Origin of the sequence: Kitasatospora sp. NPDC004745 (genome assembly GCF_042873275.1) — a bacterium.
GTDB lineage: Bacteria > Actinomycetota > Actinomycetes > Streptomycetales > Streptomycetaceae > Kitasatospora.
Map to the genome: position 1 here is coordinate 11,824 of NZ_JBIALK010000037.1, position 24,826 is coordinate 36,649.

Consider the following 24,826-nt stretch of genomic DNA (forward strand, 5'->3'; position numbering starts at 1 on the left):
TGCGTGAGGGCTGATGCCGAAGTGATCGATCGACGCCGCGGGGTGGATGACACATGGGTGTGATCACGGTCAAGCGCCCGGCCAGGGCCTATCCGCCGGCGGTGCCGGACGAGCCGGTGGAGCTGGTGAGCCCTCCCGAACTGCCCCGGCAGGGCGGCGAGGACTGGCTGATGAGCATCCTGCCGATGCTCGGCATGGGCGGCTCCGCGGTGTTCTTCTTCGCGCCCGGCGCGGCGGCCCCGATGAAGATCATGGGCGGTCTGATGATCGCCTCGACGGTCGGCATGGTGCTGGCGCAGATCGTGCGGGCCCGCAAGGGCGGCTCGACCGCACTGGCGGACGAGCGCCGCGACTACCTCAAGTACCTGCAGCAGATGCGCCGCCAGGTGCGCCGCACCGCGGAGCGCCAGCGCGGCGCGCTGCTGTTCCTGAACCCCGCGCCGGACCAGCTGTGGTCGATCGTCGCGGACGGCCGACGGCTCTGGGAACGCCGCACCGGGGACGGCGACTTCGCCCAGATCCGGGTGGGCCTGGGCCCGGTGCAGCTGTCCACGCCGCTGGTGGCCCCGCAGACCGCGCCGATGGACGAGCTGGAGCCGCTGTCCTCGGCCGCCATGCACTCCTTCCTCAAGGCTCACGGCACCCTGCAGGACCTGCCGCTGGCGGTGTCGCTGCGCGCCTTCTACCACATCACCGTCTGCGGGGACGCGGACTCGGTGTACGGCAACGTGCGCGCGATGATCGCCCAGTTGACCACCCTGCACTCCCCCGACGACCTGCTGGTCGCGGTGGCCGCGGCGCCGGGCGCCGCCGAGGAGTGGGAGTGGACCAAGTGGCTCCCGCACAACCAGCACCGCAAGGAGGCCGACGGCGCGGGCTCGCGCCGGCTGGTCGCCACCGACCTCGGCGAGCTGGAGCACCTGCTCCAGGAGGAGCTGGCCGGCCGCCAGCGGTTCATCCGGGACGCCTCCCCGGTGGCCGACCAGCCGCACCTGGTGGTGGTGATGGACGGTGCCGGGGTGCCGCACGACTCGCTGCTGGCGGGCTCGGAGGGCGTGCAGGGGGTGACCGTCATCGAGGTGGTCCCGGGCGACCTGGACGAGCCGAGCGGGCACCTGATGGTGACGGTCGGCCCGCAGGAGCTGGTGCTGCGCTCGGCCTCCGGGGCGACGTACACCGGCAAGCCGGACCTCCTGTCGGTCTGGCAGTCCGAGGCGCTGGCGCGCCAGTTGGCGCCGTACCGGATCTCGGCCGGCGGTGACGACGAGCCGCTGCTGTCCAACCTGGACTTCACCGACCTGATGAACTCGGGCGACCCGGGCTCCTTCGACGTGACCCGCAGCTGGCGCCCGCGCGCGCAGCACGAGCGGATGCGGGTGCCGATCGGCGTCGGCGCCAACGGCGAGCACGTGTACCTGGACATCAAGGAGGCCGCGCTGGAGGGCATGGGCCCGCACGGCCTGTGCGTCGGCGCGACCGGCTCCGGCAAGTCGGAGCTGCTGCGCACCCTGGTGCTGGCGCTGGCGATGTCGCACTCCTCGGAGATCCTCAACTTCGTCCTCGCCGACTTCAAGGGCGGCGCGACCTTCTCCGGCATGGCCGACATGCCGCACACCTCCGCGGTGATCACCAACCTGGAGGGCGAGCTCACCCTGGTCGACCGCATGCGCGACGCGATCGAGGGCGAGCTGCACCGCCGCCAGGAGCTGCTGCGCTCGGCGGGCAACTACGCCAACATCCACGAGTACGAGCGGGCCCGGGCGGCCGGCGCGGCGCTGGACCCGCTGCCCTCGCTGGTGCTGATCATCGACGAGTTCTCCGAACTGCTCACCGCCAAGCCGGACTTCATCGAGATGTTCATCCAGATCGGCCGGATCGGCCGGTCGCTCGGGGTGCACCTGCTGCTGGCCTCGCAGCGCCTGGAGGAGGGCAAGCTGCGCGGTCTGGACACCTATCTCTCCTACCGGATCGGTCTGCGCACCTTCTCGGCGGCCGAGTCGCGGGCGGCGATCGGGGTGCCGGACGCGTACCACCTGCCGCCGGTGCCCGGCGTCGGGTACCTCAAGTTCGGCGAGGACGTGATGGAGCGGTTCAAGGCCGCGTACGTCTCCGGGCCCTACCGGGCGCCGGGGCAGCAGCGGTCGACCGGCGGGCACCGGGTGAACGCGCGACCGGTGCTGTTCACCGCGGCCCGGGTGGAGCTGCCGGAGCCGGCGGCCGAGCAGGAGGTGCCGCAGACCCCGGAGCAGGACGACGCGCTGGTCGACACCGTGCTCGACGTGTTCGTGCAGCGGATGACGGGCCAGGGCCCGGCCGCGCACCAGGTGTGGCTGCCGCCGCTGGAGGAGGCGCCGAGCATGGACCACCTGCTGCCGCCGCTGCAGGTGGTGCCGGAGCGCGGCCTGACCGCGCCCGGCTTCCCGATGGGCCGGCTGCGGGCGCCGATCGGGATCGTGGACAAGCCCCGGGAGCAGAAGACCGACATCCTGGAGGTGGACTACGCGGGGGCGGCCGGCCACGGCCTGGTGGTGGGCGGCCCGCGCTCGGGCAAGTCGACGGTGGTGCGCACCACCGTCGCCTCGTTCGGGCTCACCCACACCCCGCTGGAGGTGCAGTTCTACCTGCTGGACTTCGGCGCGGGCAGCTTCCGGTCGCTGGCCGGGCTGCCGCACGTCGGCGGGGTCGCCGGGCGCCTGGACGTCGACAAGGTGCGCCGGATGGTCTCCGAGGTGCACGGGGTGCTGAACCGGCGCGAGGAGCTGTTCCGGGCCGCCGGGATCGACACCATCGGGACGTACCGGGCGCGCCGCGCGGCCGGGCAGCTGCCGGACGAGGCGTTCGGCGACGTGTTCCTGGTGATCGACGGCTGGAACACCTTCAAGCAGGAGTTCGAGGTGCTGGAGCCGGTGATCGGCGACATCGCCCAGCGCGGCCTCGGCTACGGCGTCCACCTGATCATCACCGCGGCGCGGTACGCGGAGGTGCGTCCGGCGCTGAAGGACCTGCTGCAGAACCGCACCGAGCTGAAGCTCGGCGACGCGATGGAGTCCGAGGTGGACCGCCGGGTGGCGCAGAACGTGCCGCCGCTGGCCGGGCGCGGCATCACCCCGGAGCGGCTGCACTTCCTCTCCGGCCTGCCGCGGCTGGACGGGGCCTCCACGGTGGACGACCTGCAGGACGGGGTGGCCGGCCTGGTGGCCGCCGTCGACGGGGCCTGGAGCGGGCCGCGCGCCCCGCAGGTCCGGATGCTGCCGGCCGTCCTGGACGGGCACGCGCTCCCGAAGGGCTTCGAGCACCCGGAGCGCGGCGTCGCGTTCGGCGTGGACGAGGCCGAGCTGGCACCGGCCTTCGTGAACTTCGAGACCGATCCGCTGTTCATCGTCTTCGGCGACACCGAGTCCGGGAAGTCGGCGCTGCTGCGGATGCTGGTCAAGCAGATCACCGAGCGGTACACGCCGGACCAGGCGGGCATCGTGGTCGGCGACTACCGCCGCGCGCTGCTGGGCGCCGTCCCGTCGGAGTACCTGGTGGAGTACGCGGCGGCGCAGCCGGCCATGGCGTCCGTCGTGGACATGCTGCGCGGGGCCTGCGCCCGCCGCCTGCCCGGCCCGGACGTGACCGCCGAGCAGCTGCGCAACCGCAGCTGGTACAGCGGCAAGGACATGTTCGTGATCGTGGACGACTACGAGCTGGTCGCGACGAGCTCGGGCAACCCGCTGGCGCCGCTGGCCGAGTTCCTGCCGTTCGCGCGGGACATCGGCCTGCGGGTGATCGTGGCGCGCAGCGCGGGCGGCGCCGGCCGCTCGCTGTACGAGCCGGTGCTGCAGCGGATGCGCGAGCTCGGCGGGCAGGGCGTGATCCTCTCCGGGAACCGGGACGAGGGCGCGCTGCTGGGGGCGGTCCGGCCGATGCCGCTGCCGCCGGGGCGCGGGGTGTTCGTGTCGCGCCGGGCGACCGGCGGGCAGATGGTCCAGACCGGCTGGCTGCCGGTGGCGTGACGGCGGTCCGGCTACGGACGGTGAGCAGAGGGGCCGGACTCCGGGAGTCCGGCCCCTCCGCGTCCCAGGTGCTGAAACGTTACCTAGATCTTTCCGGGCCGGGGCTGCGGTTCCCGCACCCCGGGCGGGGGCCGCCGGACACGTCGGAGGTGCCTGGGCGTACCACTGTCCACCCGGGTCGACGCCTTTGAATATCAGCCTTCAACACTCTGTTCACCTTGGATTCACACGCGATGTGGCCGAGGTAACAAGGCGGACAAACCTCGCAATGACTGAAAGCGATCATCAGATCGCATGTTTATGCCCCGTACTGCAACGGATTCCGAAGCAGTTCCGGCGTTGACGCGATCAATACGCCCAAGGTTCCATTGCGCCCCGGGAGCGACCGACGAAGGACCCGAGCAGCCAGCCAGCGGAGGCGATACCGCTCCCACCCCCAGGACCGCACAGAGCCGATCGGAAGCCAGATGACCGACACGCTTCGCCCGCCACAGACCGTAGCCGCCACGGCGGCCGAGGGCGCCGCTCCCCAGCAGCTCAAGCGCTCGATCGGCGTCGTGGGCGGCACGCTGCTCACGCTGTCGTGCGTCACCCCGGCCTCCACGCTCTTCGTGATCGTGCCGGAGCTCTTCTCCAGCATCGGCAGCGCCACCGCCCTGGCCATCGCCATCGGCACCGTGCTCTGCGTGGCCGTCGCGTTCTGTTACTCCGAGCTCGGCACCCTGATCCCCAGCGCCGGCGGCGAGTACGCGATGGTCGGCACCCTGGCCGGCCGGCTGATGGGCTGGCTGGTCTTCGTGCTGTCGCTGATCGTGGTGATGATCGTCCCCTCGGTCATCGCCCTCGGCACCGCCGACTACCTCGCCCCCGTGCTGCACGTCGACAAGGCCATCACCGGCGCCGCCGTGATGCTCGCCGCCACCCTGGCCGGCCTGCTCGACCTGCGCGCCAACGCCTGGATCACCGGCATCTTCCTGGTCCTGGAGGTCATCGCCGCCGGTGTCGTCTCGGTCCTCGGCTTCGCCCACGCCAACAGCGGCGCCCCCAGCCTGCTGCACGGCGTCGTCAGCGGGGACGACGGCACCGCCACCACGGTGAGCATCGGCGCCGTCGTCGGCGCGCTCGGCATCGCCCTGTTCATCACCCAGGGCTTCTCCACCGCCGTCTACCTCTCCGAGGAGCTGGAGAACCCCCGCCGCAACGTCTCGCGCACCGTGCTCTGGACGCTCGGCATCTCCGCCGCGGTCATCCTCGTCCCGGTCGTCGCCATCACCGTCGGCGCCCCCGACCTGCAGACCCTCACCTCGGGCGACATCTCCGGCATGGTCACCGCCTGGAGCAACTCCGCGGTCGGCACCTTCATCAGCCTCTGCGTCGCGCTGGCCATCATCAACGCCGGCATCGTCATGGTCATCCAGAACTCCCGGGTGCTGTTCGCCTCCGCCCGCGACAAGGCCTGGCCCGAGCCGGTCAACAAGGCCTTCGCCACCCTGGGCCGGTTCGGCTCCCCGTGGATCGCCACCCTGGCCGTCGGCCTCCCCGGCGCCGCGCTCTGCTTCGTCAAGGGCGAGCTGCTGAGCAACATCACCGGTGTCGCCGTCACCGGGATGTACCTGCTGGTCGCGATCGCCGCGCTGCTCTCCCGCCGCGCCCACCACAAGCACGCCCCCGCCTGGCGGATGCCGCTGTGGCCGGCCGTCCCGGTGGTGCTGATCGCCGTCCTGGTCTACGTGATGACCCAGCTCGACGCCGAGCCCCTGCTGTGGACCGGCGGCATCACCGCCGTCGCCACCCTCTACTGGCTGTTCTACCTGCGCCCCCGGCAGGACACCCGCTGGGTGATCAGCCTCCCCGAGGACCAGCAGTCCTGACCCCCACCTCCCCCACCCCCCACGGCAGTGCCCCGGGCTCCCCCGCCCGGGGCACTGCCGTGTCCGGCACTACTTCTTGAGCTTCCAGACCGCCGCGGTGGCGATCGCCTTCAGCTGGTCGTCGCTCAGCGCCGCGGTGCTGCGGGTCGCCTTGGTCCGCTGGCTGCCGCTGTTGTACGCGGCGACCACCACCCGCAGGCCGTCCGCGTGCAGGGTGTCGACGATCCAGCCCGCCGGGTTGCCGGCCTGCTTGCGGACGACCACCTTGGTGCCGTCCGGCTGGGGCGCGACGCCGTCGAAGATCTCCCCGGCCGGGCTCTTGCCGCCGCTCCAGTCCTGCACGTTGATCTCCACCAGGGACTCGCCCCTGCCGTCGTCGACCACGAAGTTCGCGTAGCCCGGCTGGCCGCCGGTCTTCGCCTCGGTCAGCCCGGCGGGCAGCAGCTTCGCGGCGATCGCGAGGATCTCCTCCTGGCCGTACTCGTGGCTGGTGTCCCGCGGCTTGACCGGCGCGGGCACCGGGATCGCGGCGATCACCCGGTCCCAGGACGCGTCGGTGACGACCGCCTTGAGCTGCTCGGCCGACAGCGGGGGCTGCGGGCGGCTGTCCGGCGAGCCCTTCTCCGCCGGGGAGTTCCACTCGGACAGTTCGATCTGGCGGCCGTCCGCGCCGATCAGCTTGGCGTTCCACCACTTGGTGGTGGCCCGCTTGTCCGGGTACTCGTAGCCCTGCAGCACCGTCAGCGTGCCGCCGCCGGGCAGCGTGGTGGTGGTGCAGGCGTCGTACGGGACGAGCTTCCCGTCCGGGCAGGTGTTCTCCGCCCGGCCCGGGTCGCCCTCCCCCAGGCGGCCCAGCGAGATGCCCATCGCGGACCTGCCCCTGCCGTCGTCGAAGACCAGCGAGGCGCCGGCGGCGACGCCGCCTCCCCACGGCTTGCCGTCGGCGGGCTCGGTGCCGGTGCCCCGCCCGTCGGTGACCTGCCCCTTGGGCAGCAGGGCCTGGAAGGCGGCCAGCACCTCGTCGCCGCCGACCGGCTTGACCGCCGGGGAGGCGGCGGAGGTCGCGGGCGCGGAGGGGGCCACCGAGGGGGTACCGGAACCGCTGCCGGCCGCCGGGCTCGGGGCGGCGGCCGCGCGCACCGGCGCCGGGCCGGCGGAGCCGGTGAGGTACAGCGTGCCGGTGCCCACCAGGGCCAGCGCGGCCGCACCGCCCAGCACCGCGGCGGTGGAGCGCCGGCGCCAGCGGCTCCGGCCGCGCCGGTAGCCCCCCGCGACCAGGTCGGCCGGCTCGGTGCGGAAGCCCTCACCGGTGCGGGTCATGGCGTAGAGAAGATCGTCCTCGAACTCTTCGGGTCGGGACATGCGTGGTCACCGTCTCCTTGCGTCGCGGTCTGCGGGACGTGGTGTGCGGGAAGTGGTCTGCGGGAGGTGTCAGCGCGCGGCGAGCTCGGCCAGCGAGTCGCCGAGCAGGGTGCGCAGCCGGGCCAGGGCCCGGGTGGTGCGGGTGCGGACCGCCCCGGAGGAGACGCGCATCGCCTCGGCGGTCTCCTCGACGCTGCGGTCCTCCCAGTAGCGCAGCACCAGGACGGCCCGGTCCTTGGCCGGCAGCCGGCCGAGGGCGTCCAGCAGGGTCAGCCGCAGGGTGCTGTCCGTCTCCCGCCCCTCCGGTTCGGGGAGCTCCCCGGTGGGGCGTTCGGAGCTGGAACGGCGGCGCTGCTGGGCCAGGAAGGTACGCACCATCACGGTGTGGGTGTAGGCCGCCGGGTTGTCGATCCGGTCCCGGCCGCCCGTCCAGGCGCTGCGCCGCCACAGCACGTACATCCGGCTGAGGGCCTCCTGGACGAGGTCCTCGGCGTAGTGGGTGTCGCCGCTGGTGAGCAGGCAGGCCGAGCGGTACAGGTGGCCGGTGCGGACCGAGACGAGTTCCAGGAACTCGGCGTCCTTGGCCTCCCGGCCCGACCTGGTCCACCCCATGCGTACCGCCCCCGTTGCCCGCGCTCCCCGACACCTCTTGGATGCGCCGAGGGGCCCGCGGTGTTACAGGCGCCCCACGGGACTCCTCCGGCCACCGGAGGGGTGCTGCGCACACGGACCGGTCGGCCGCCGTACGCAGCGGTCAGTCGGCGGACCGGCGGCGGTGGTCCCGCAGCACCACGCCGCCGCCGATCAGCAGGGCGACCAGCAGCGCCCCGGCGGCGAGCACGTACGTCGCGGTGCGGCCGTCGCGGTCGGCCTGGGTCTCGCCGAGGCCGACCGGCTGCGGCACGATCGGGGCCGCCGCCAGCTGGACGGGGGCGTCCGGGGCCGGGGTCGCCGGTGCGACGTCGGGCGCCTTGGTGACGGCGCGGACCGGGTCCACCACGCCCCAGCCGATGAACCGGTTCGGGCCGCGCTCGGTGCGCTGCGCGGTCTGCTCGATCCAGGCCCGCACCTGGGCCGGCTTCCAGTCCGGGTGGGCGCCGACCAGCAGCGCGGCGAGCCCGGACACGTACGGCGCGGCGAAGCTGGTGCCGTTGTCCACGCACTGGCCTCCGCGCGGGACGGTGGAGAGCATGTCGACCCCGGGCGCGGCGACCTTCACGAAGGAGCCGTACTGGGAGAACGGGGCGCGCTCGTTGTTGCGGTCGGAGGCGCCGACGGCGAGCACGGTCGGGAAGGCGCCCGGATAGGTGTCGCCCTCCTTGCCGTCGTTGCCGGTGGAGGCGACCACCACGGCGCCGCCGTCCTCGGCGGCCTGGATCGCGGCCTTCAGCTCGTTGTAGCCGCCGAACGCCGCGGTGCCCGCGCCGCGGACGTCCTGGGAGATGTTGATGACCCTGGCCTTGGCCCGGACCGCCTCGTTGACGGCCTGGACGAGGGTGGAGACGTCCCCGTTGCCGTCGCTGTCGTTCTGCCGGATCGAGAGGATCCGGGCGTCGGGGGCGAGCCCGACGAAGCCCGTCCGGTCGCTGCGCCCGGCCGCGATGATGCCGGCCACCTTGGTGCCGTGGCCGACCGGATCGTCCTTGGAGCCGCCCGGGACCTTCTCCTTGGTCTCCCGGTTGACCAGCAGGCTGGGGCCCTCCAGGACCTTGCCGGCCAGCTGCGGGTTCTGGTCGTCCACGCCGGTGTCGATGACCGCGACCAGCACGTCCCTGCCGGTGGTCCGCCCGCCCTGCCACAGCTCGTCCAGCAGCAGCCGCTGCAGCGACCACGGCACGGTCGGCACGTCGGGCGCGTTCTTGGGGCAGTCGCCCGCGGCGGCCAGCCCGGGGCCGCCGTCCGCCGCCGCCGGGGCCGCGAGCGGGCCGCCCAGCACCGCGAGCGCGGCCAGCACCGCGGCCGCCTTCCGGTACCCGCGTCCGGACACCCTGCCACCCCTCATGTCGTCCACCCCTGCCGCGCACCGGGGGCGGGCACCCGGAGCCCGGGTACCCGCCCCCTCACGTCCCCGCCCGGGGACGCGTCGTCACTGCCAGAGCTTGGCGTTGTTGTCCTCGGTGGTCTTGTAGCTGGTCGCCGCGTTGTCCAGCGAGGTGGCGATCTGCGCGCAGACCTTCTGCAGGTCCGCGGCGCGGGTGTCCCACTGGGTCTGGTAGGTCTGGTAGCCCTGCTGGGCGGCGCCCTGCCAGCTGCCGGAGACCTTCTGGACGTCGCTCTTGAGGTCGTTCAGCAGGTGGTCGATGCGGCCGGCCGAGGCGCGCACCTCCTCCGCCGCGTGGTGGACGGTCTCGAAGTTGACGAGGATGTTGTCGGACACGGTGACTCCTTGACGAGGAATGCGGGGCGCCGCACGATCGGCCGCGGGCGCCCCGCCGAGCGGAAGGTCGGAACAGGCGGGTGGTCAGCGCGGTGCGGTGATCAGCCCTGCGCGGAGGCGAACAGCGCCTTCTGCTCCTCTTCGGTGCTCGCGTAGTGCTTGGTGGTCAGCTCGATCGCGTGCTGGATCGCCGTCAGCGACTCCTTCAGCTTCGCGATGTCGGTGTTCACCTGCTCCTGCAGGGTCTTGTAGGCGGTGGCCGCCTGGCCCTGCCAGCCACCGGTGACGCCGTCGACCGTGCTGATCAGCTTCTGCCGCTCGGCCTCGATCTTGCCGACCGCTTCCTCGATCCGCTTGGCGAACGCCAGCATCTCCTGTGCCGTCATCGTGAACTGACCCTGAGCCATGTTCCACCATCCCCCATGAGACAAGCCGTGTGTACGGAGGGCCTCCCGGCCCGAGCCGCCGCATCACCCGAGTGATGCCCACGTGCACTGTAGTCGGCGGGCGCAACCCGCCCAACACCGAGCACAGAGTAGTTACCAGACCATGACACGGGGGCCAATTCCGTTGTCCGGCCCCGCCCGTCAGGCGTTCTGCGGCTGCACGGCGCTCTTCGCGGCCAGCGGCGGACCGGCCGGCACCAGGTTGGACCACTCGCGCGGCACCGGCAGCGGCTGCAGCCCCTGGTAGCCCAACCGGGCCTGGTTGGCGCCGGGTTCGTCCTGCTGCTGGGGCTGCTGGTCCGGCGCGGTGGCGCCCGGCTGCGGGGTCGGCGACTTCGTGGCGCCGCCCCCGCCCGACTGCCCCCCGGGCGGCGCGGTGGCACCCGCGGACGGCGCGGCGGCGGCACCCCGGCCACCGTCGCCGTTCGCCGGAACGGAGTACCGCAGACCGGTCTCGGTGATCAGGAAGTCGGTGCCGGAGCCGCCCGCGGTGTTGTCCATCGCCCGGTAGAAGAGGCCGTGACCGGGGGTCACGTAGGCCGCGCCGGCACCGTTGTTGTACGGCGCCGGGTACGCCGGGCCGGCCCAGACGCTGCGCCTGGGCGTGCGGCCGTCCTCGCCGACGCCGTCGAAGGTGCTGCAGACCACCAGGCGCGGGTCCTGGCGGTCCTGCCAGTTGTTGGCCGGCGCGGCGGCCTTCAGCGGCCAGTCGTCCCCGGCGTTCGGCAGCCGGGTGTCGCCGCCGAACGCGGCGTGGTCGGCCGGGGTCATCTCGTCGCTGCGCGGCTTCCTGTCCGCGTCGTACTTGTAGAGGACCTGGTAGGCCGGGTTCTGCCGGATCAGCTCCGCCTGGAAGGCCGTCACCAGGTACAGCCGGTCCTTGCCGACCACGTAGTTCCGGTCCTGGTAGTGCACCAGCCGGCCGATCCGGCGGTCGGCCTGGTTGCCCAGCGCCACCGAGGAGTTCGGCCCCTGGCTGTCCGCCACCCCGTCGATCTGCGGGAAGACCACCGGGCTGCCCGGCACCAGGGTGTCCAGCCACTCGCGCTTGACCCGCTGCGGCACCGCATTGGGCCCGAAGACCGCGGTGATCAGCGCCTTGCGCTCCTTGTCGTCCGCCTGCGGGGACCCGATCTCGTGCTTGCGCCCCTGCGCGTCGACCAGGAACACCTTCGCGTCTCCCGGCCGGGCGCCCGGCTGGCCCGGCGCCGGCTGCACCGAGACCTGCTGCTCGTCCGCCTGCTGCACCAGCAGCAGTTGGTCCGGGCCGAGCATCCGGTCCCTGGCCGAGAGGGCCGCCGCGTCCTGGCCCGCCGCCACGAACACCGCCTGGTTGACGGTCTCCTGCTTGTCGTCCGAACCCGGGCGGTCGCAGACCGACCACTTCATCGGCCGGCCCGCGTTGTCCTTGCTCGGCAGCTTGTCCGGCGCGTACGGGATGCCGATCGTCGGCCCGTGGTTGGGGTAGGCGTCGAGCACCCCGTCGTCCACCACGACCACCTTGGCGTCGGCCGGCAGCACCAGCCGCGCCGAGGACATGTTCAGCACCTGGTGCAGCCGCTTGGTCCGGCCGTCCGGATCCGTCAGCACCACGTACCGGGTGGTCGACTTCTTGCCCTGGATGACGCTCTTGCCGTCGTCCCAGTGCAGCGGCGCGCTCGGCTTGAACACCCCCCACAGGCCGAACCCGGCGACCACCAGCGCCCCGACCAGGACGCTCGGCAGCACCGCCTTGACCGGCCGCGGCGCGTCCTCGTCGCTGCCGCCGCCGGCGGGCTGCAGGAACGCCCCCACCGTGCGCTTGCGCGCGAACGTGTACGCGTTCAGCTCGTCCCGGCGCGATGCCATCCTCGTCGTCCCCCTCGTCGGACATGGTCAGACCGGCCTGCCCCGCCGCCCGCACCCGCCGGGCGGCGACCCGCGCGAACCCTCTACGATGCGGCAGCAGCCGGTGAGTACCGTACGGGTAGGGTCCGCGAACCAGCCAGCCGGGCCGCGACAACCGATCAGAGAGGTCACCGGGGGATGCCAAGCCAGACCGCTCCAGGACGCCGCGACCCGGCAACGGGCGGGAGGTCGCGCCGCTCCGGCCGGGCGCAGCGCGGCACCGCGGCCGCCGGGGCCGCGCCCGAGCCGCCGCAGCCCGGTGGCGGCGGGCCCGTCGCGGTCCGGGTCAACCCCCGGCCCGGCCTGCTCGGCGGCCGGCTGAAGCTCCAACAGCTCGTCCTCGTCGAGGTCGCGGCCGCGCTGGTCGCGGTCGGCTGGACGATCAGCCGACCGGTCGCCGCCGGGTTCGGCGCGGTCGCCCTGGTCCTGGTCGTGTGCGCCGCGGTCCCGCTGCGCGGGCGCACCGTCGCCGAGCTGCTGCGGGTGCGCGCCGCCCTCAAGTCCCGCCGCCGGCAGGCCCGCAGCACGCTCCCCCCGGCCGGCACCGACCCGGCGCTCGCGCCGGCCCTGGAGCTCGAACCGGCGCTGCGCACCTGCACCCACGCCACCGAGGCCGACCTCGGCGGCCGCCCGGTGCGCCGCGAGACCGGCATGGTCGGCGACGGGACGTTCCTCAGCTCCGTCCTGCTCGTCCAGGCCAAGGACCAGCCGCTGCGCCCGGTGCGGACCGCACTACCGCTGCCGCTGGACGTGGTCTGCTCCGCGCTGACGGTGGACGACATCACCCTGGAGTCGGTGCAGCTCGTCCAGCACACCCAGCCGGCCCCGGCCCCGCACCTGCCCGAGCAGTCCCTCGCCGCCCGCGCCTACCGCGAACTCCCGGACGGCACCGCCACTCCGGGCCTCCGGCTGACCTGGGTCGCCCTCAAGCTCGACCCCGAACGGGCCGCGGCCGCCGTCCGGGCCCGCGGCGGCGGTGAGGAGGGCGCCCGCAAGGCGCTGCAGCGGGTCACCGACCAGCTGGCCGGGCGGCTCAACAGCGCCGGGTTCAACGCCACCGTGCTGGACGAGCGCGAACTGATCGCCGCCCTGGCCATCTCCACCTGCGCCAATCCGATCGCGGTGGCCGGTCGCCAGGGCACCGGCAGCGGCGGCGGCACCACCCGCCGCACCCAGGAGGGCAACCGGTTCTGGCGGATCGACGACCGCTGGCACAGCACCTACTGGATCTCCCGCTGGCCGCAGCTCAGCCGCCCCGGCGGCGCCCCCGGCCGGATCGCCGCCCCCGACCTGGTCAACCTGATCACCGGCACCCCGGCGCTGGCCAGCACCTTCAGCCTGACCGCCGGGCACGGCACCGGCGGCTCGGTCACCGTCAGCGGCCACCTGCGGGTCACCGGGCGCAGCGAGAGCGAGGTGGTACAGGTCGGCCGCCAGGTGGAGACCCGGGCCCAGGGCGCCGGGCTCGGCCTCGTCCGGCTCGACCTGGAACAGGCCCCCGGGGTGCTCGCCACCCTGCCGCTGGGAGGAGCGTCCTGATGGCGTACCAGACCTATCCGGCCCCCGGCCCGCAGCACGGCGCCGAACGGCCCCGGGTGCGGGCGCGGATACTGCCCGGCTTCGGGCTGCGCGGCCCCCGGCGGGAGAAGCACGTGCTCGACCCCGCGGACCTCGGGGCGCTGGCCTTCCCGGTCGGCGACGACGGCGTGGTGATCGGCGCCGACCCGCAGGGGCAGCCCGCGGTGCTCGGCCTGTTCCGGCCCAGCGCCTACGACCTGGTGCTGGTCGGCGGCGTGTGGACGGCCCAGGTCATCGCGCTGCGCGCGGCCGCGACCGGCGCCCGGGTCGCGGTGGAGACCGCCCGCGGGCAGCTCTGGGGCCCGCTGGCGCAGGCCGCCGGCGGGGGACAGCCGTGCGTGACGGTCCACCAGGTCGGCCGGCTCGGCCCGCAGGGCGCCTCGGTGACCTCGCCGGTCCTCGTCGTCCGCGACCTCGGCGCCCGCCCGCCGCGCAGCCGGCTCTCCGCCGCCCCCTGGCAGACCACCCTGACCCTGCTGCCCTACCTGGGCCCCAACGCGGCCCGGGTGCTCAACGCGGCCGACCTGGTGGGCCTGCAGCGGATCTCCCCGCAGGAGGCGGAACTGACCGGCCGGGTGCTCTCGCTCCCCCCGGAGGACGTCGCCGCCCTGCCCGCCCTCGGCGACGACCTCACCCTGTGGACCACCCGGATGCGCCGTCAGTACGTGCGGGCCGTCGCCGGGCCGGCCGAGCAGCAGGTTCTCGGCGGGCCGCGCCGGATGGACTGAGCCGCCGATCCCGGCCGGGGCCCCGGTCGGGATCGGACGCCGCCTTCAAGGGGGGTTGCCGCACGGCCTAGTCTGTGATGCGGCAACGGCACCGCTGAACAAGCGGCGGCGAACACGAGGGAGCCCTAGTGAGCAGCGATCGGGACGGCGTCTACGTCGGCGACAACGCGGCGGAGGACGACGACGACTGGTCGGACGCGCCTGACTACACTCCCCCGTCCTGGTACGTGCAGACGGACGCCGCGGCGGCACCGGCGACCCCGGCCCCGAACCCCGCCGGGCCGACCGCCCCGGTGGCTCCGGCCGCTCCGGTGGCCCCCGTCCCCCCGTCGGCACCGACCGCACCGGCCACCGCCGCCCAGGCACCCGCCGCTCAGGCACCGACCGCCCCGGCCCCCGCCGGCCCGGCTCCGGTGGGCCCCGCCGCCGGCCCGTACCCGTCCGCGCCGGCCCCGGTGCCCGCGCAGGCGCAGCCCCAGGCGCCCGTGGCCGTCCCACCCGTCCAGGCCGAGGCGCAGCACGTCCCGTTCCCGGTGGCCGCCCCGGCGCCGGACCCGGCCGCCCCCGCCCCGGTCACCCCGCAGCCGGTCCCCGCCCCGGTCACCCCGCAGCCGCAGCCCGCCGCCGCCGAGTACCCGCAGGCCGTCGCCCCGGGCTGGCCGGCGGCCGAGGCCGCGGCACAGCCGCACCCGCAGCCCGCACCGCTGCAGCAGCCCGGCCCCGTCCCGGCCGCGCAGCAGCCGTACCCGGTCCCGGCCGCCCAGCCGGCCCCGGCCGCCCAACCGGTGGCGCCCGCCCAGCCGGTGGCGCCGCAGGCGTACCAGCAGCCGGTCCCCGCCCACCAGCCGCAGGACCCGCAGGCCGCCGCGTGGGGCGCCGCCCCGCAGGCCCCGTTCCAGCCGGACCCGGCCCAGCCGCAGCCCGCGGCCCCGCAGCCGGCGCCGGTGGACCCGCGCCAGGGAGGCTGGCCGCAGCCCGCCGCCTACCAGCAGCCGGCCCAGCCGCAGCAGCCCGGCCCGGGGCAGCCCTGGCCGCCGCAGGGCGGCCAGCCGCAGGCGCAGCCCGCCGCGTTCCAGCAGGCCGCCGCGCCGCAGCAGGTCGCGCACGGCGCTCCGCTGGGCTACACCGCCGCGGTCGAGCTGTCCTCGGACCGGCTGCTGCGCAGCCAGCCCAAGCAGCAGCGCCAGCAGCCGCGGTTCCAGTTCGGCGGCAAGGCGGCGGCCGCCGAGAAGTCCCGGAAGCTGGAGATCATCCGCACCCCGGTGCTGAGCTGCTACCGGATCGCCGTGATCAGCCTCAAGGGCGGCGTCGGCAAGACCACGACCACCACCGCGCTCGGCGCGACCCTGGCCAGCGAGCGCCAGGACAAGGTGATCGCGATCGACGCCAACCCGGACGCCGGCACCCTGGGCCGCCGGGTGAAGCGGCAGACCGGCGCGACCATCCGCGACCTGGTGACGGCCATCCCGCACCTGCGCAGCTACATGGACATCCGTCAGTTCACCTCGCAGGACCTCAACTCGGGCCTGGAGATCCTGGCGAACGACGTCGACCCGGCGGTCTCGACCACCTTCAACGACTCGGACTACCGCCAGGTCATCGACGTGCTGGGCCGCCAGTACCCGATCATCCTGACCGACTCCGGCACGGGTCTGCTGTACAGCGCGATGCGCGGGGTGCTCGACCTGGCCGACCAGCTGATCATCGTCTCCACCCCCAGCGTGGACGGTGCCTCCAGTGCCTCGACCACCCTGGACTGGCTCTCCGCGCACGGCTACGCGGACCTCGTGCAGCGCAGCATCACGGTGGTCTCCGGAGTGCGCGAGACCAGCAAGATGATCAAGGTCGAGGACATCGTCGCGCACTTCCAGACCCGCTGCCGCGGGGTGGTCGTGGTGCCCTTCGACGAGAGCCTGGCGGCCGGCGCCGAGGTCAACCTCGACATGATGCGGCCCAAGGTCCGCGAGGCCTACTTCGAGCTGGCCACCCTGGTCGGCGAGGACATCGCCCGGGCCCAGCAGGCCGCCGCCCAGCAGGCCGGGTGGCAGCAGCAGGCGCAGGCGGCCCCGTACCCGCCGCAGGGCGGCCAGCCGGCCCCGCAGCCGTACACGGGTCAGCAGGGACTGCCCGGCCAGGCCGCCCAGCCGGCCCCCGGGGCGCCCTGGGCACCGCAGCCCGGCCAGACCCCGCCGCCGGCCGGGTACGGATACCCGCCGCCGCAGCCCGCCCCGACGGCCTGGCCGCAGCCCGGCCAGCAGCCCCCCGCCCCGCAGCCGGGCCCGGGCTACGGCTACCCGCCCGCCCAGGGCCAGCCGCCGCAGCCCGCGCCGCCGGCCCAGCCGGAGGGCTACCAGCCGCCGCCCGGGTACGGCTACCCGCCGCCGCAGCCCCAGCAGTGACGCCGAAGGGCCCGCCGACCTCGTGGTCGGCGGGCCCTTCCGCGCGGGCGGTGCGGCGCTCGGCGGCCGGCACTCAACAACCGGCGCTCGACGGCCGGCGCTCAGCAGCCGGTCAGCGGCCGTCGGTCAGCTCGCGGGCCTGCTTGACGTCGTCGGCCATCCGGTCGAGCAGCGCCTCGATGGAGTCGAACTTCTCCATCCCGCGCAGGTACGCCAGGAAGTCCACCGCCACGTGCAGCCCGTAGAGGTCCAGGCCGACCCGGTCGATGGCGTAGGCCTCGACGGTGCGGCTGGTGCCGTCGAAGGTCGGGTTGGTGCCCACCGAGATGGCCGCGGGCATCCGCTCGCCGTCGGCGGTCAGCCAGCCCGCGTACACGCCGTCGGCCGGGATGGCGCTGTGCGCCACCGTCTCCACGTTGGCGGTCGGGAACCCGAGCTCGCGGCCGCGCTGGGCGCCGCGCACCACCGTGCCCTCGACCCGGTGCGGGCGGCCGAGGACCTCTCCGGCGCCCGCCATGTCGCCGGACTCGACCAGGCTGCGGGTCAGCGTGGAGGAGAACGGCCGGCCGTCCCCAGCGCTGCCGCTCACCTGGAGGTCGACCACCTCGACGTCGAAGCCGGCCGCCCGGCCCAGCTCGGCGAGCAGCGCGACGTCCCCGGCGGCCCGGTGCCCGAAGCGGAAGTTGGGGCCCTCGATGACGGTCCGTGCGTGCAGCGCGTCCACCAGGACCTGCTGCACGAAGGTCTCCGGCGACTCCTGGGAGAGCTCCGGGGTGAACGGCAGCACCAGCACCGCGTCCACGCCGAGGCCCGCGATCAGCTCGGCGCGGCGCGCCTGCGGGGCGAGCAGCGCCGGGTGGCTGCCCGGGCGGATCACCTCGCGGGGGTGCGGGTCGAAGGTCACCACGACCGTGGGGAGGCCGAGTTCGCGGGCACGCTCGACGGCCCGGCCGATGATCAGCTGATGCCCGCGGTGCACCCCGTCGAACGAACCGATGGTGACGACGCTGCGTCCCCAGTCACCGGGGATCTCCTCCAGGCCACGCCAGCGCTGCACCCTGACCGCTCCTTGTTCCGTACGGCGCGTACCCTCTGTACGCTCAAACGCTCAAACCCGAACCCCTATAGCGTGCCATGCGCCTGCTCCTGCTCCGGCACCGGAATACGGGTTGACCGCACCTGCGCCCGTACGGCCCGCCCGGCGGCGGTCCGCTCCGCCTCCGCGGCGGCGCTCCGGGGATCCCGGCCGGCCGCCACCAGGCCCCGCATCCGGGCCAGCCGGGGGCCCTCCGGCGGAGCCGGGGCGGCGTCCTGCGGCCACTCGGCGAGCAGCCGGGCGAAGGCCGCCGAGCGTCCTGCGCAGCCCACCAGCACCTCGTCCGCCGCCGCCAGCGCGGGCGCCGCCCGGGCCAGCACCGCGCGGGCCCGGGCCGGCCGCTCGGCCGCGCAGTGCTCGGCCAGCCCCTCCACCGCGGCGGTCAGCACCGCCGGGTCGGCCTCGGTGGCGAGCAGGGTGTCGAGCAGCTCGCAGCGCAACGCGTCCGCCGCCGGGTCGGCCACCGGGGCGGACAGCACCCGGGCGAACGGGCGGCGCACGGCGGGCGACCGGGCCGCCAGGGCTCCGCCGAGCAGCACCCGCAGCTCGAGCCGGGCCGCCGGGCCACCGGTCGCCGCGCGGGCCAGCCGCCGGCCCAGGTAGTCGACGGCCACCGGGCCGGCCAGCTCCGGCCGCTCGCGCAGCAGCCGGGCCGCCAGCTCGGCGCCCCGGCGGGTGGCCACCGGGGCCGTCGCGTCGGCGAGCACCCGCAGGGTCTCGGCGACCGCCGCACCGGGGGCGGCCAGCCGGTCCGCCAGCGCGGCCAGGACGGGCTCCGGGTCGCTCTCCAGCGCCGGTGCGAGCGCCGCGGCGGTGAGGAAGGCGTCGCCGCCCGCCCGGTGCAGCGCCAGCGCGGCCGGGAGGTGCCCGGCACGCGTCGCCGGATCGCCGAGCAGCAGGGCGAGGGCGGCTCCGTGCAGGCCCGGCTCGTCCTCGCGGGCGAGCAGGGTCTGCGCGGTGAACCGCAGCAGCCCGGCGGCGGCGCCGACGGCGTGCGGGGCGACCCGCAGGGCGTGCACGGCGGCCGCCACGTGCCGCTCGGGCCGCCGGTCGTGGCTCCAGCGGTCGACCGCCCGGCAGAGCGCGGAGGGCTCCTCGGCGGCGAGCAGGGTGAGCAGCGCGTCCGCCCGCGGGTGCGCGGCGTCGACCAGCGCGTCCGCCAACTCGTCCAGGGCGAGCCGGCGGTGGGCGTGCAGCAGGTCGTGGGCGAGGTCGGCGACGGTGTGACCGGGGCGCCCCGGCAGCCCGCGTCCGTCCTCGAACCAGCCGCAGAGCAGGGGGAACACCGCGACCGGGTCGGCGCGCAGCCGACCGGCCACCGCGGCCAGGTGGCCCTGCCCGGGGCCGTCCGCGACCACCAGGCGGCGCAGCAGGGCGAGTTCGGCCTCGACCGGCAGGCCGAGGCCGGTCCAGAAGGCCGGACCGAACGCCGCTCCCCCGGCCGCCGCGCCGCCGCCCGCCGGACCGTCCCCGGCCCCCGCCCCCTCCGCGGCCGACGCCCGGTCGACGGCCCGGTCTGCGATCCGATCGGCCAACTGCTCCAGCAGCGCCAGGTGTTCGACCGGGTCAGGGCTGGCGGCCAGCCCGGCGGTCAGCAGGCGTCCGGCCCACCAGGCGGGTTCGCTGCCGGGCGGGCGCAGGTCCAGCGCCCGCCCGATCCGGTGCAGCCACGGGTCCAGCGCCGGCGCGCCCCAGGCCTCCGCCAGCTGGCGCAGCGCGGCGACGACCGGGCCGATCCGGTGCCGGGGGACACCGCACGCCCGGCCCGCCGGGACGCGCCCCCCGGCCGGCCCGGTGGGCGTGTCCTCGGCCTCGCCCAGCAGCAGCCGCAGCGCGGCGTCCAGATCCAGGTGCGAGCCCTGCAGCCAGTCGGCGAACTCCCCGTGCGCGAACCGGAAGCCGGTGCCGGCCGGGACGAACAGGCCCTCCGCGAGCACCGCGGTGGCCCAGCCGCCGGCCGCCGGGAACAGCTCCTCGAAGGCCTCCCGGCCCAGCCCGCCCGGATCGGCGCCGAGCATCCGCCGGGCCGCCTCGTGCACCCGCCCGGCGACCGCCGCCGCCAGCCGCCGCACCCGCCCCTGAGCCGGACCGGCCGGCGCGCCCCGCCGGTGGGCGCCGGGGCGCCGGGGCCGGGGGTCCTCGACGAGCCGCCGGGCCACCCGCAGGCACTGCAGGTCCAGGTGGCCGCCGAACAGCTCCGCCCGCCCGCCCGGCTCCCCGCGCAGGCCCTCCGCCCAGAGCTCGCCGGCCAGCCGCACGGCCAGCGGGTGCCGGGCGTCGGCGGCGGCCGGCCACCCCGGCGGCAGCCCGTAGCGGCGGCGCACGCGTTCGGCCGCCTCGGCGGGCAGCGGCCCGAGCCGGTGGCCACCCAGGCTGGGGGCGCCCGGGCCGGCGCCGTCCATCCGGACGGTGGGGGCGCTGGCCAGGTCGCCGTACGGGGCCGGCTCCTCGTCGTACCCGGCGCGGGCCGCGCCGCCGCCCCACGTCTCGGCCGCCAGCCGTTCCCAGGTCTCCTCGGCGCAGGCGGTCAGCAGCCGCGCCCCGCAGCCGGTGAGCCAGTCCCCGGCGCCGCGCAGCCAGCGCGGCTCGAGCGGCGCGGGCGCCTCCTCCGGGCCGTCCAGGACCACCAGCAGCGGGCGGCCGGCCGCCGCGCACAGGGCCGCCACCGGCTCCGGCGCGGGCGCGGGGGTGCCCAGCTCGGCCGCGGCGGCGGCCAGGGCCCGCTCCACCGGCTCGGCCAGCGAGCGGTCCCCGGCCCGTAGGTCCGCGCCGCGCAGCCACAGGGTCGGCAGTTGCCGGGCGCCGTCGGCCCGGCGGGCGGCGAGGGCGGCGAGTTCGGTGGTGCGCCCGCTGCCGGGGGCGCCGACCATGGCGGTGACGGTGGTCCGCGGCTCGTCCCCGGTCAGGCCGTCGGGCCGGTCGACCCGGTCGGCGGCGAGCCCGGCCACCCGGCCCGGTCCGGCCCCGGCGGCGGCCAGCTGGACGGCGGCCAGCCGCAGCACCCCGGCCAGGTTGAGGGCGGGCCCGTAGGCGGGCACCGCGGCGGCGTTGCGCGCCAGGAGTTCGGCCAGCGCGGGGGCGGCCGCCGCCGCGCCGCCGCCGGCCGGCACCGCGGCGAGCGCGCCGCCGTGCCGCGGGCCGCCCAGGGCGGGCGCGGCCAGCGCGACCACGGCGCCGCTGCGGGCGTCGAGCACCGGCGAGCCGGCCGGCACCGAGGCCCCGGTGACCACCGGCGGGTCCAGCAGCAGCACGCCGCCCGGCAGGTGGCGGCCGTCCGGCCCGGTGTACCCGAGGCCGGTGACGCCCAGCAGGCCGCAGCGCAGCGCCACCGCCCGGTCGTCCTCCCCCGCCAGCGCGGGCACCACCACCTCGTGTCCGGCCGCGAGCGCGGCGACCGGCAGCGCGGGTACGGGCAGCCCGCCGACCGCGTCGGTGCGCAGCAGGGCGAGTCCGTGCCCGGGCAGCGCGAGGACGGCGTCGGGGCCGAGCACCCGGGTCTGCCCGCCGGGGGTGTGCAGCACGAGGCGGTCCAGGCCGGCGACGGCCTCGTGCGCGGTGAGGACGGTGCCCCTCGGGTCGGCGACGAACCCTAAGCCGTGCAGCCGCCCGTTGAGGTCCCGGATCCGCAGCAGGTACCGCCCCGGGTCCCCCGCCACCCCGTCGCCGTCCGGCATGCCCGCCATGTGCTCCGCCCCCTCGACTGGCGCCGGCCGCCTCGGGGGCGCGCCGGGTGCCCGCGGCCGTCGCTGCGGGGCCCGTCCCACCGGCGGCCCCGCTCCGTCCGCGGTGGCACCGGCGCGCCTCCTCGGCCTGCTCGCGCGAGGCCCTCGGGCCCGGTTCCGGACCCGCCGGGGAGCCTGCCCGGAGCGGCGGCGGCCCGACCGCGCCCGCGCCGCTCACCACCGGCGTTCACCTCGCGCGCTCCCCCGCACGAGTGAAACCCCCGCCGGGACGGATCCCGACGGGGGTGACAGCAGGGGCGTGCGGGGCGCGTCAGCCGACGAAGACCGCGACCGGCTTCGCCTGGCCGTCCTTCTCCTCGACCAGCGCGAGGAAGCGCCCGTCCGGCCCGTACACCGCGATCGGCCCGTCCACGCCGAGCCCGGGCGCCTTCAGCCGGGCGCCGTGCGACAGCTTCTGCGCGGACGCCTCGTCCAGGTCCCAGCGCGGGAACGCGGCCGCGGCGGCCTCGCCGATCGGCAGCACCTCCAGGCCGGTGGCGGCCTCGCCGGTGACGGCGGCCTCCAGCTCCTCCAGCGTGCGCGCCGACTCCACCGCGTAGGGCCCGACCCTGGTGCGCCGCAGCGCGGTCAGGTGCCCGCCGACGCCGAGCCCGGCGCCCAGGTCGCGGGCCAGCGCCCGGATGTACGTGCCGGAGGAGCACTCCACGGTCACGTCCAGGTCGATCACCGGCGTGCCGTCCTCGGCCACCGCCGCGCGCTGCCCGTGCACGGTGAAGGAGTGGATCGTGGTGGGCCGGGCGGCGAGCTCGAACTCCTCGCCCTCGCGCACCCGCGCGTACGAGCGCTTGCCGTCGATCTTGATGGCGCTGACCTTGGACGGGACCTGCATGATCTCGCCGGTCAGCGCCGCGATCCCGGCGTCGATCGCCTCCCGGGTCACCCCGTCGGCCGGGGTGGCGGAGGTGACCTCGCCCTCCCGGTCGTCGGTGACGGTGGTCTGGCCGAGCCGGACGGTCGCCTCGTAGGTCTTGGCGGTCAGCATCAGGTGGCCGAGCAGCCGGGTGGCGCGCTCGACGCCGATCACCAGCACGCCGGTGGCCATCGGGTCCAGCGTGCCGGCGTGCCCGACCTTCCGCGTCCCGGCCAGCCACCGCATCTTGGCGACGACCCCGTGCGAGGTGATGCCCTCGGGCTTGTCGACGATCACCAGGCCGTCCGGGCCGGTGCCTTTGCGCTTCATCGGGTTCTTTCTCTCAGGAGCGGTCAAGAGGTGATCAAGGTACCGGCCGCAGCGCGGCCCGGAACCGTTCGACCACCGCGGGCACGTCCTCCCGCGCGCTGAACCCGGCGGCGAAGACGTGCCCCCCGCCGCCCAGCTCGGCACAGGCTGCGGCGACGTCCACCGCGCCCTTGGAACGCGAGGAGCCCCGCAGGGTCCCGTCCGGGTCCTGCTTGAGCACCAGCGCCACCTCCGCCTCGGCGGGGCGGCGCAGGATGTCGATCAGCCCCTCGATCTCCTCGACCGTGACGCTGAACAGCACCAGGTCCTGGTACGGCACCCAGGTCCACACCAGCCCCAGCCCGCCGGCCGCGTCCGGTTCGTAGACGGCCCGGTCGAGCGCGCCCGCGAGCACCTTGAGGTAGCCGAAGGAGGAGGTGTCCCACAGCTGCCGGGAGATCAGGTCGTGCCGGATGCCGGTGGCCAGCAGCCGCCCGGCGAGTTCGTGGGTCGCGGGCGTGGTGGCCCGGTACTTGAACGAGCCGGTGTCGGTGGCGACGCCGGTGTAGAGGCAGGTGGCCAGGTCCTGGTCGAGCTCGACGCCGAGCCGGCGCAGCAGTTCGTCGACCAGCACGGCGGTGGCCGGGGCGGTCGGGTCGATCAGCTGGTGGGTGCCGAAGCCCGGGTTGGAGGCGTGGTGGTCGATCACCACCAGGACGGGCGCGGCGAACGCCTTGTCGTGCAGCAGCCCGAGGCGGCTCTCCGCGGCCACGTCGAAGCAGAGCACCAGCTCGGGGACGTCCGGGACGTCGGCCGCCGGCACGATCAGCTCCTGGCCGGGCAGGAAGGCCAGCGACTCGGGCACGATCTGCGGGTCGTCGCCGAAGGAGACCCGCACCTGCTTGCCGAGCCCGCGCAGCGCCAGCCCCGCCGCCAGCGAGGAGCCCAGCGCGTCGCCGTCCGGGCAGATGTGGCAGATCAGGTCGATCGAGCGCGCCCGCCCGATCTCCGCCACCACCTGCTGCCAGAGCAGTTCGAAGCCGCTCTCCTCGGCGCGCGGCCCCGGAAGCGCCGCGAGGGCACCCTCCACCGTGCTGGTGGAGGACGCCCCCGTGGTCGAACCGGCTCGCGAGGCGGCCTGCGCCGGCTCACCCGCCATGTCTACTCGTCCTCGTCGTCACGCTCGGACGCCGGAACCTTGTACGGGTCCGCGTCGCCGGCGTAGGCCGCCCCCGCGGCGGTGGTGCGCACCGCCGCGTCGATGGCCTTGGCCCGGTCGAGCAGGTCGTCGATGTTCCGGGCGTTGTCCGGCAGCGCGTCCGCGACGAAGGTCAGCGTCGGGGTGAAGCGCACCCCGATCTTGCCGACCTCGGAGCGGATCACGCCCTTGGCGCTCTCCAGCGCGGCGGCCGTGGCCTCGCGCTCGGTCTCGTCACCGAAGACGGTGTAGAAGACGGTGGCCTCGCGCAGGTCGCCGGTCACCCTGGTGTCGGTGATGGTCACGAACCCCAGTCGCGGGTCCTTGATCCGTCGTTCCAGGGTCTGGGCGACGACCACCTGGATGCGGTCGGCGAGCTTGCGCGCCCTTGCGGTGTCGGTCACGTTGCCTCCTCGTGCAGTGGGCCCGGTACCCGGGTGAGCTGCGCACCCGTCGGGGCCCACGCCCCAAAGTACCGGCCCGCGCCCGGCCTTGCGGGCGCTCCGGGTCCTGATCTGTGTGAGAACGGCGACTTCCGCCGACCGCCTCCACAGCTCTCATTCGTCGTCGTCGTTGTGGTAGCGCCTCCTCGCGGAGAGGAGCTGCACCTCGGGGCGGCCGGCGACCAACCGCTCACAGCTGTCCAGGACCTCGGTGACGTACCCGGCTTCGCCGGACACCACCGCCAGGCCGATCTCGGCCCTGCGGTGCAGGTCCTGGTTCCCGGTCTCGGCAGCGCACACGCTGTACTTGCGCTGCAGTTCGGCCACGATGGGCCGCACGATCGAACGCTTCTCCTTGAGCGAGTGGACGTCGCCCAGCAGCAGGTCGAAGGTGAGTGTTCCCACGAACATGTGTGACAGGTCTAGCCGACCTGAAGGCCTCGGGGGCACCGCCCGGAACCGGGCCGGTGCTTCGTCGTTCGACTACCGGGACCCTACACAGCGAGACCGGGGCCGGTCGACGGAAATACCACCCGTCGAC

The 24,826-nt window shown here is 75.3% G+C and carries 17 protein-coding genes; 5 read left to right on the top strand and 12 right to left on the bottom strand.

The features are described from left to right. Positions 1-53: 53 nt before the first annotated feature. Positions 54-3,998 (top strand): type VII secretion protein EccCa, encoded by a 3,945-nt coding sequence (gene eccCa, locus ACFYUY_RS36505; RefSeq protein ID WP_387907364.1) that lies wholly within the window; start codon positions 54-56, stop codon positions 3,996-3,998. A gap of 467 nt (positions 3,999-4,465) precedes the next feature. Continuing rightward, positions 4,466-5,869, top strand: coding sequence for an APC family permease (locus ACFYUY_RS36510; RefSeq protein WP_360214409.1), 1,404 nt, complete (start codon positions 4,466-4,468; stop codon positions 5,867-5,869). 69 nt (positions 5,870-5,938) lie between these two features. Here the strand turns inward: ACFYUY_RS36510 and ACFYUY_RS36515 are convergent, their stop codons facing one another. The 6 genes from ACFYUY_RS36515 to ACFYUY_RS36540 all read right to left on the bottom strand — a co-directional run bounded on the left by ACFYUY_RS36515 (position 5,939) and on the right by ACFYUY_RS36540 (position 11,902). Next, positions 5,939-7,231, bottom strand: coding sequence for a hypothetical protein (locus ACFYUY_RS36515; protein WP_387907369.1), 1,293 nt, complete (start codon positions 7,229-7,231; stop codon positions 5,939-5,941). Between the two features lie 69 nt (positions 7,232-7,300). Beyond that, positions 7,301-7,843 carry a SigE family RNA polymerase sigma factor gene (locus ACFYUY_RS36520; RefSeq protein ID WP_360214413.1) on the bottom strand — a complete coding sequence of 181 codons (543 nt, stop codon included), beginning with the start codon at positions 7,841-7,843 and terminating at the stop codon, positions 7,301-7,303. Between the two features lie 142 nt (positions 7,844-7,985). Next, positions 7,986-9,218: a type VII secretion-associated serine protease mycosin gene (mycP, locus tag ACFYUY_RS36525; RefSeq protein WP_360214415.1), complete on the bottom strand. Its 1,233-nt coding sequence runs from the start codon at positions 9,216-9,218 to the stop codon at positions 7,986-7,988. Between the two features lie 99 nt (positions 9,219-9,317). Continuing rightward, the gene (locus ACFYUY_RS36530) at positions 9,318-9,608 is read right to left on the bottom strand and encodes a WXG100 family type VII secretion target (protein WP_360214417.1); all 291 of its coding nucleotides are present in this window, start codon (positions 9,606-9,608) and stop codon (positions 9,318-9,320) included. Positions 9,609-9,709: 101 nt separating this feature from the next. Further along, a complete protein-coding gene (locus ACFYUY_RS36535; RefSeq protein ID WP_360214419.1) occupies positions 9,710-10,015 on the bottom strand; it encodes a WXG100 family type VII secretion target in 306 nt (101 codons plus the stop codon). A 180-nt stretch (positions 10,016-10,195) separates the two neighbouring features. Then, positions 10,196-11,902: a type VII secretion protein EccB gene (locus ACFYUY_RS36540; protein ID WP_387907373.1), complete on the bottom strand. Its 1,707-nt coding sequence runs from the start codon at positions 11,900-11,902 to the stop codon at positions 10,196-10,198. A gap of 177 nt (positions 11,903-12,079) precedes the next feature. On the opposite strand from ACFYUY_RS36540, the gene eccE reads away from it, so the two are divergent. The 3 genes from eccE to ACFYUY_RS36555 all read left to right on the top strand — a co-directional run bounded on the left by eccE (position 12,080) and on the right by ACFYUY_RS36555 (position 16,646). Continuing rightward, positions 12,080-13,480, top strand: coding sequence for a type VII secretion protein EccE (eccE, locus tag ACFYUY_RS36545; RefSeq protein WP_360214423.1), 1,401 nt, complete (start codon positions 12,080-12,082; stop codon positions 13,478-13,480). Beyond that, positions 13,480-14,247 carry a hypothetical protein gene (locus ACFYUY_RS36550; RefSeq protein WP_360214425.1) on the top strand — a complete coding sequence of 256 codons (768 nt, stop codon included), beginning with the start codon at positions 13,480-13,482 and terminating at the stop codon, positions 14,245-14,247. Before eccE ends, ACFYUY_RS36550 begins: the two co-directional genes overlap by 1 nt. 128 nt (positions 14,248-14,375) lie before the next feature. Next, on the top strand, positions 14,376-16,646 hold the full coding sequence (locus ACFYUY_RS36555; RefSeq protein WP_387907376.1) for an AAA family ATPase: 2,271 nt from the start codon (positions 14,376-14,378) through the stop codon (positions 16,644-16,646). A 112-nt stretch (positions 16,647-16,758) separates the two neighbouring features. Here the strand turns inward: ACFYUY_RS36555 and ACFYUY_RS36560 are convergent, their stop codons facing one another. The 6 genes from ACFYUY_RS36560 to ACFYUY_RS36585 form a co-directional block, all read right to left on the bottom strand. Next, complete coding sequence (locus ACFYUY_RS36560) at positions 16,759-17,703, bottom strand: bifunctional riboflavin kinase/FAD synthetase (RefSeq protein WP_360214429.1); 945 nt, start codon at positions 17,701-17,703, stop codon at positions 16,759-16,761. A gap of 65 nt (positions 17,704-17,768) precedes the next feature. Then, positions 17,769-21,425, bottom strand: coding sequence for a serine protease (locus ACFYUY_RS36565; RefSeq protein ID WP_387907380.1), 3,657 nt, complete (start codon positions 21,423-21,425; stop codon positions 17,769-17,771). Between the two features lie 310 nt (positions 21,426-21,735). Continuing rightward, on the bottom strand, positions 21,736-22,665 hold the full coding sequence (gene truB / locus ACFYUY_RS36570; protein ID WP_387907383.1) for a tRNA pseudouridine(55) synthase TruB: 930 nt from the start codon (positions 22,663-22,665) through the stop codon (positions 21,736-21,738). A gap of 34 nt (positions 22,666-22,699) precedes the next feature. Further along, positions 22,700-23,803 carry a bifunctional oligoribonuclease/PAP phosphatase NrnA gene (locus ACFYUY_RS36575; RefSeq protein ID WP_360214435.1) on the bottom strand — a complete coding sequence of 368 codons (1,104 nt, stop codon included), beginning with the start codon at positions 23,801-23,803 and terminating at the stop codon, positions 22,700-22,702. 2 nt (positions 23,804-23,805) lie between these two features. Beyond that, positions 23,806-24,246, bottom strand: coding sequence for a 30S ribosome-binding factor RbfA (gene rbfA, locus ACFYUY_RS36580; RefSeq protein ID WP_360214437.1), 441 nt, complete (start codon positions 24,244-24,246; stop codon positions 23,806-23,808). A 153-nt stretch (positions 24,247-24,399) separates the two neighbouring features. Continuing rightward, on the bottom strand, positions 24,400-24,696 hold the full coding sequence (locus tag ACFYUY_RS36585; protein ID WP_030289887.1) for a DUF503 domain-containing protein: 297 nt from the start codon (positions 24,694-24,696) through the stop codon (positions 24,400-24,402). Positions 24,697-24,826: the final 130 nt, after the last annotated feature.

What these genes read in the sequence shown, in the direction of transcription:
- ACFYUY_RS36585 (WP_030289887.1), bottom strand. Translation starts at nt 24,696, where the DNA reads ATGTTCGTGGGAACACTCACCTTCGACCTGCTGCTGGGCGACGTCCAC.
- ACFYUY_RS36510 (WP_360214409.1), top strand. Translation starts at nt 4,466, where the DNA reads ATGACCGACACGCTTCGCCCGCCACAGACCGTAGCCGCCACGGCGGCC.
- ACFYUY_RS36575 (WP_360214435.1), bottom strand. Translation starts at nt 23,803, where the DNA reads ATGGCGGGTGAGCCGGCGCAGGCCGCCTCGCGAGCCGGTTCGACCACG.
- eccE (WP_360214423.1), top strand. Translation starts at nt 12,080, where the DNA reads ATGCCAAGCCAGACCGCTCCAGGACGCCGCGACCCGGCAACGGGCGGG.
- ACFYUY_RS36520 (WP_360214413.1), bottom strand. Translation starts at nt 7,843, where the DNA reads ATGGGGTGGACCAGGTCGGGCCGGGAGGCCAAGGACGCCGAGTTCCTG.
- ACFYUY_RS36550 (WP_360214425.1), top strand. Translation starts at nt 13,480, where the DNA reads ATGGCGTACCAGACCTATCCGGCCCCCGGCCCGCAGCACGGCGCCGAA.
- truB (WP_387907383.1), bottom strand. Translation starts at nt 22,665, where the DNA reads ATGAAGCGCAAAGGCACCGGCCCGGACGGCCTGGTGATCGTCGACAAG.
- ACFYUY_RS36565 (WP_387907380.1), bottom strand. Translation starts at nt 21,425, where the DNA reads ATGGCGGGCATGCCGGACGGCGACGGGGTGGCGGGGGACCCGGGGCGG.
- eccCa (WP_387907364.1), top strand. Translation starts at nt 54, where the DNA reads ATGGGTGTGATCACGGTCAAGCGCCCGGCCAGGGCCTATCCGCCGGCG.
- ACFYUY_RS36540 (WP_387907373.1), bottom strand. Translation starts at nt 11,902, where the DNA reads ATGGCATCGCGCCGGGACGAGCTGAACGCGTACACGTTCGCGCGCAAG.
- ACFYUY_RS36535 (WP_360214419.1), bottom strand. Translation starts at nt 10,015, where the DNA reads ATGGCTCAGGGTCAGTTCACGATGACGGCACAGGAGATGCTGGCGTTC.
- ACFYUY_RS36515 (WP_387907369.1), bottom strand. Translation starts at nt 7,231, where the DNA reads ATGTCCCGACCCGAAGAGTTCGAGGACGATCTTCTCTACGCCATGACC.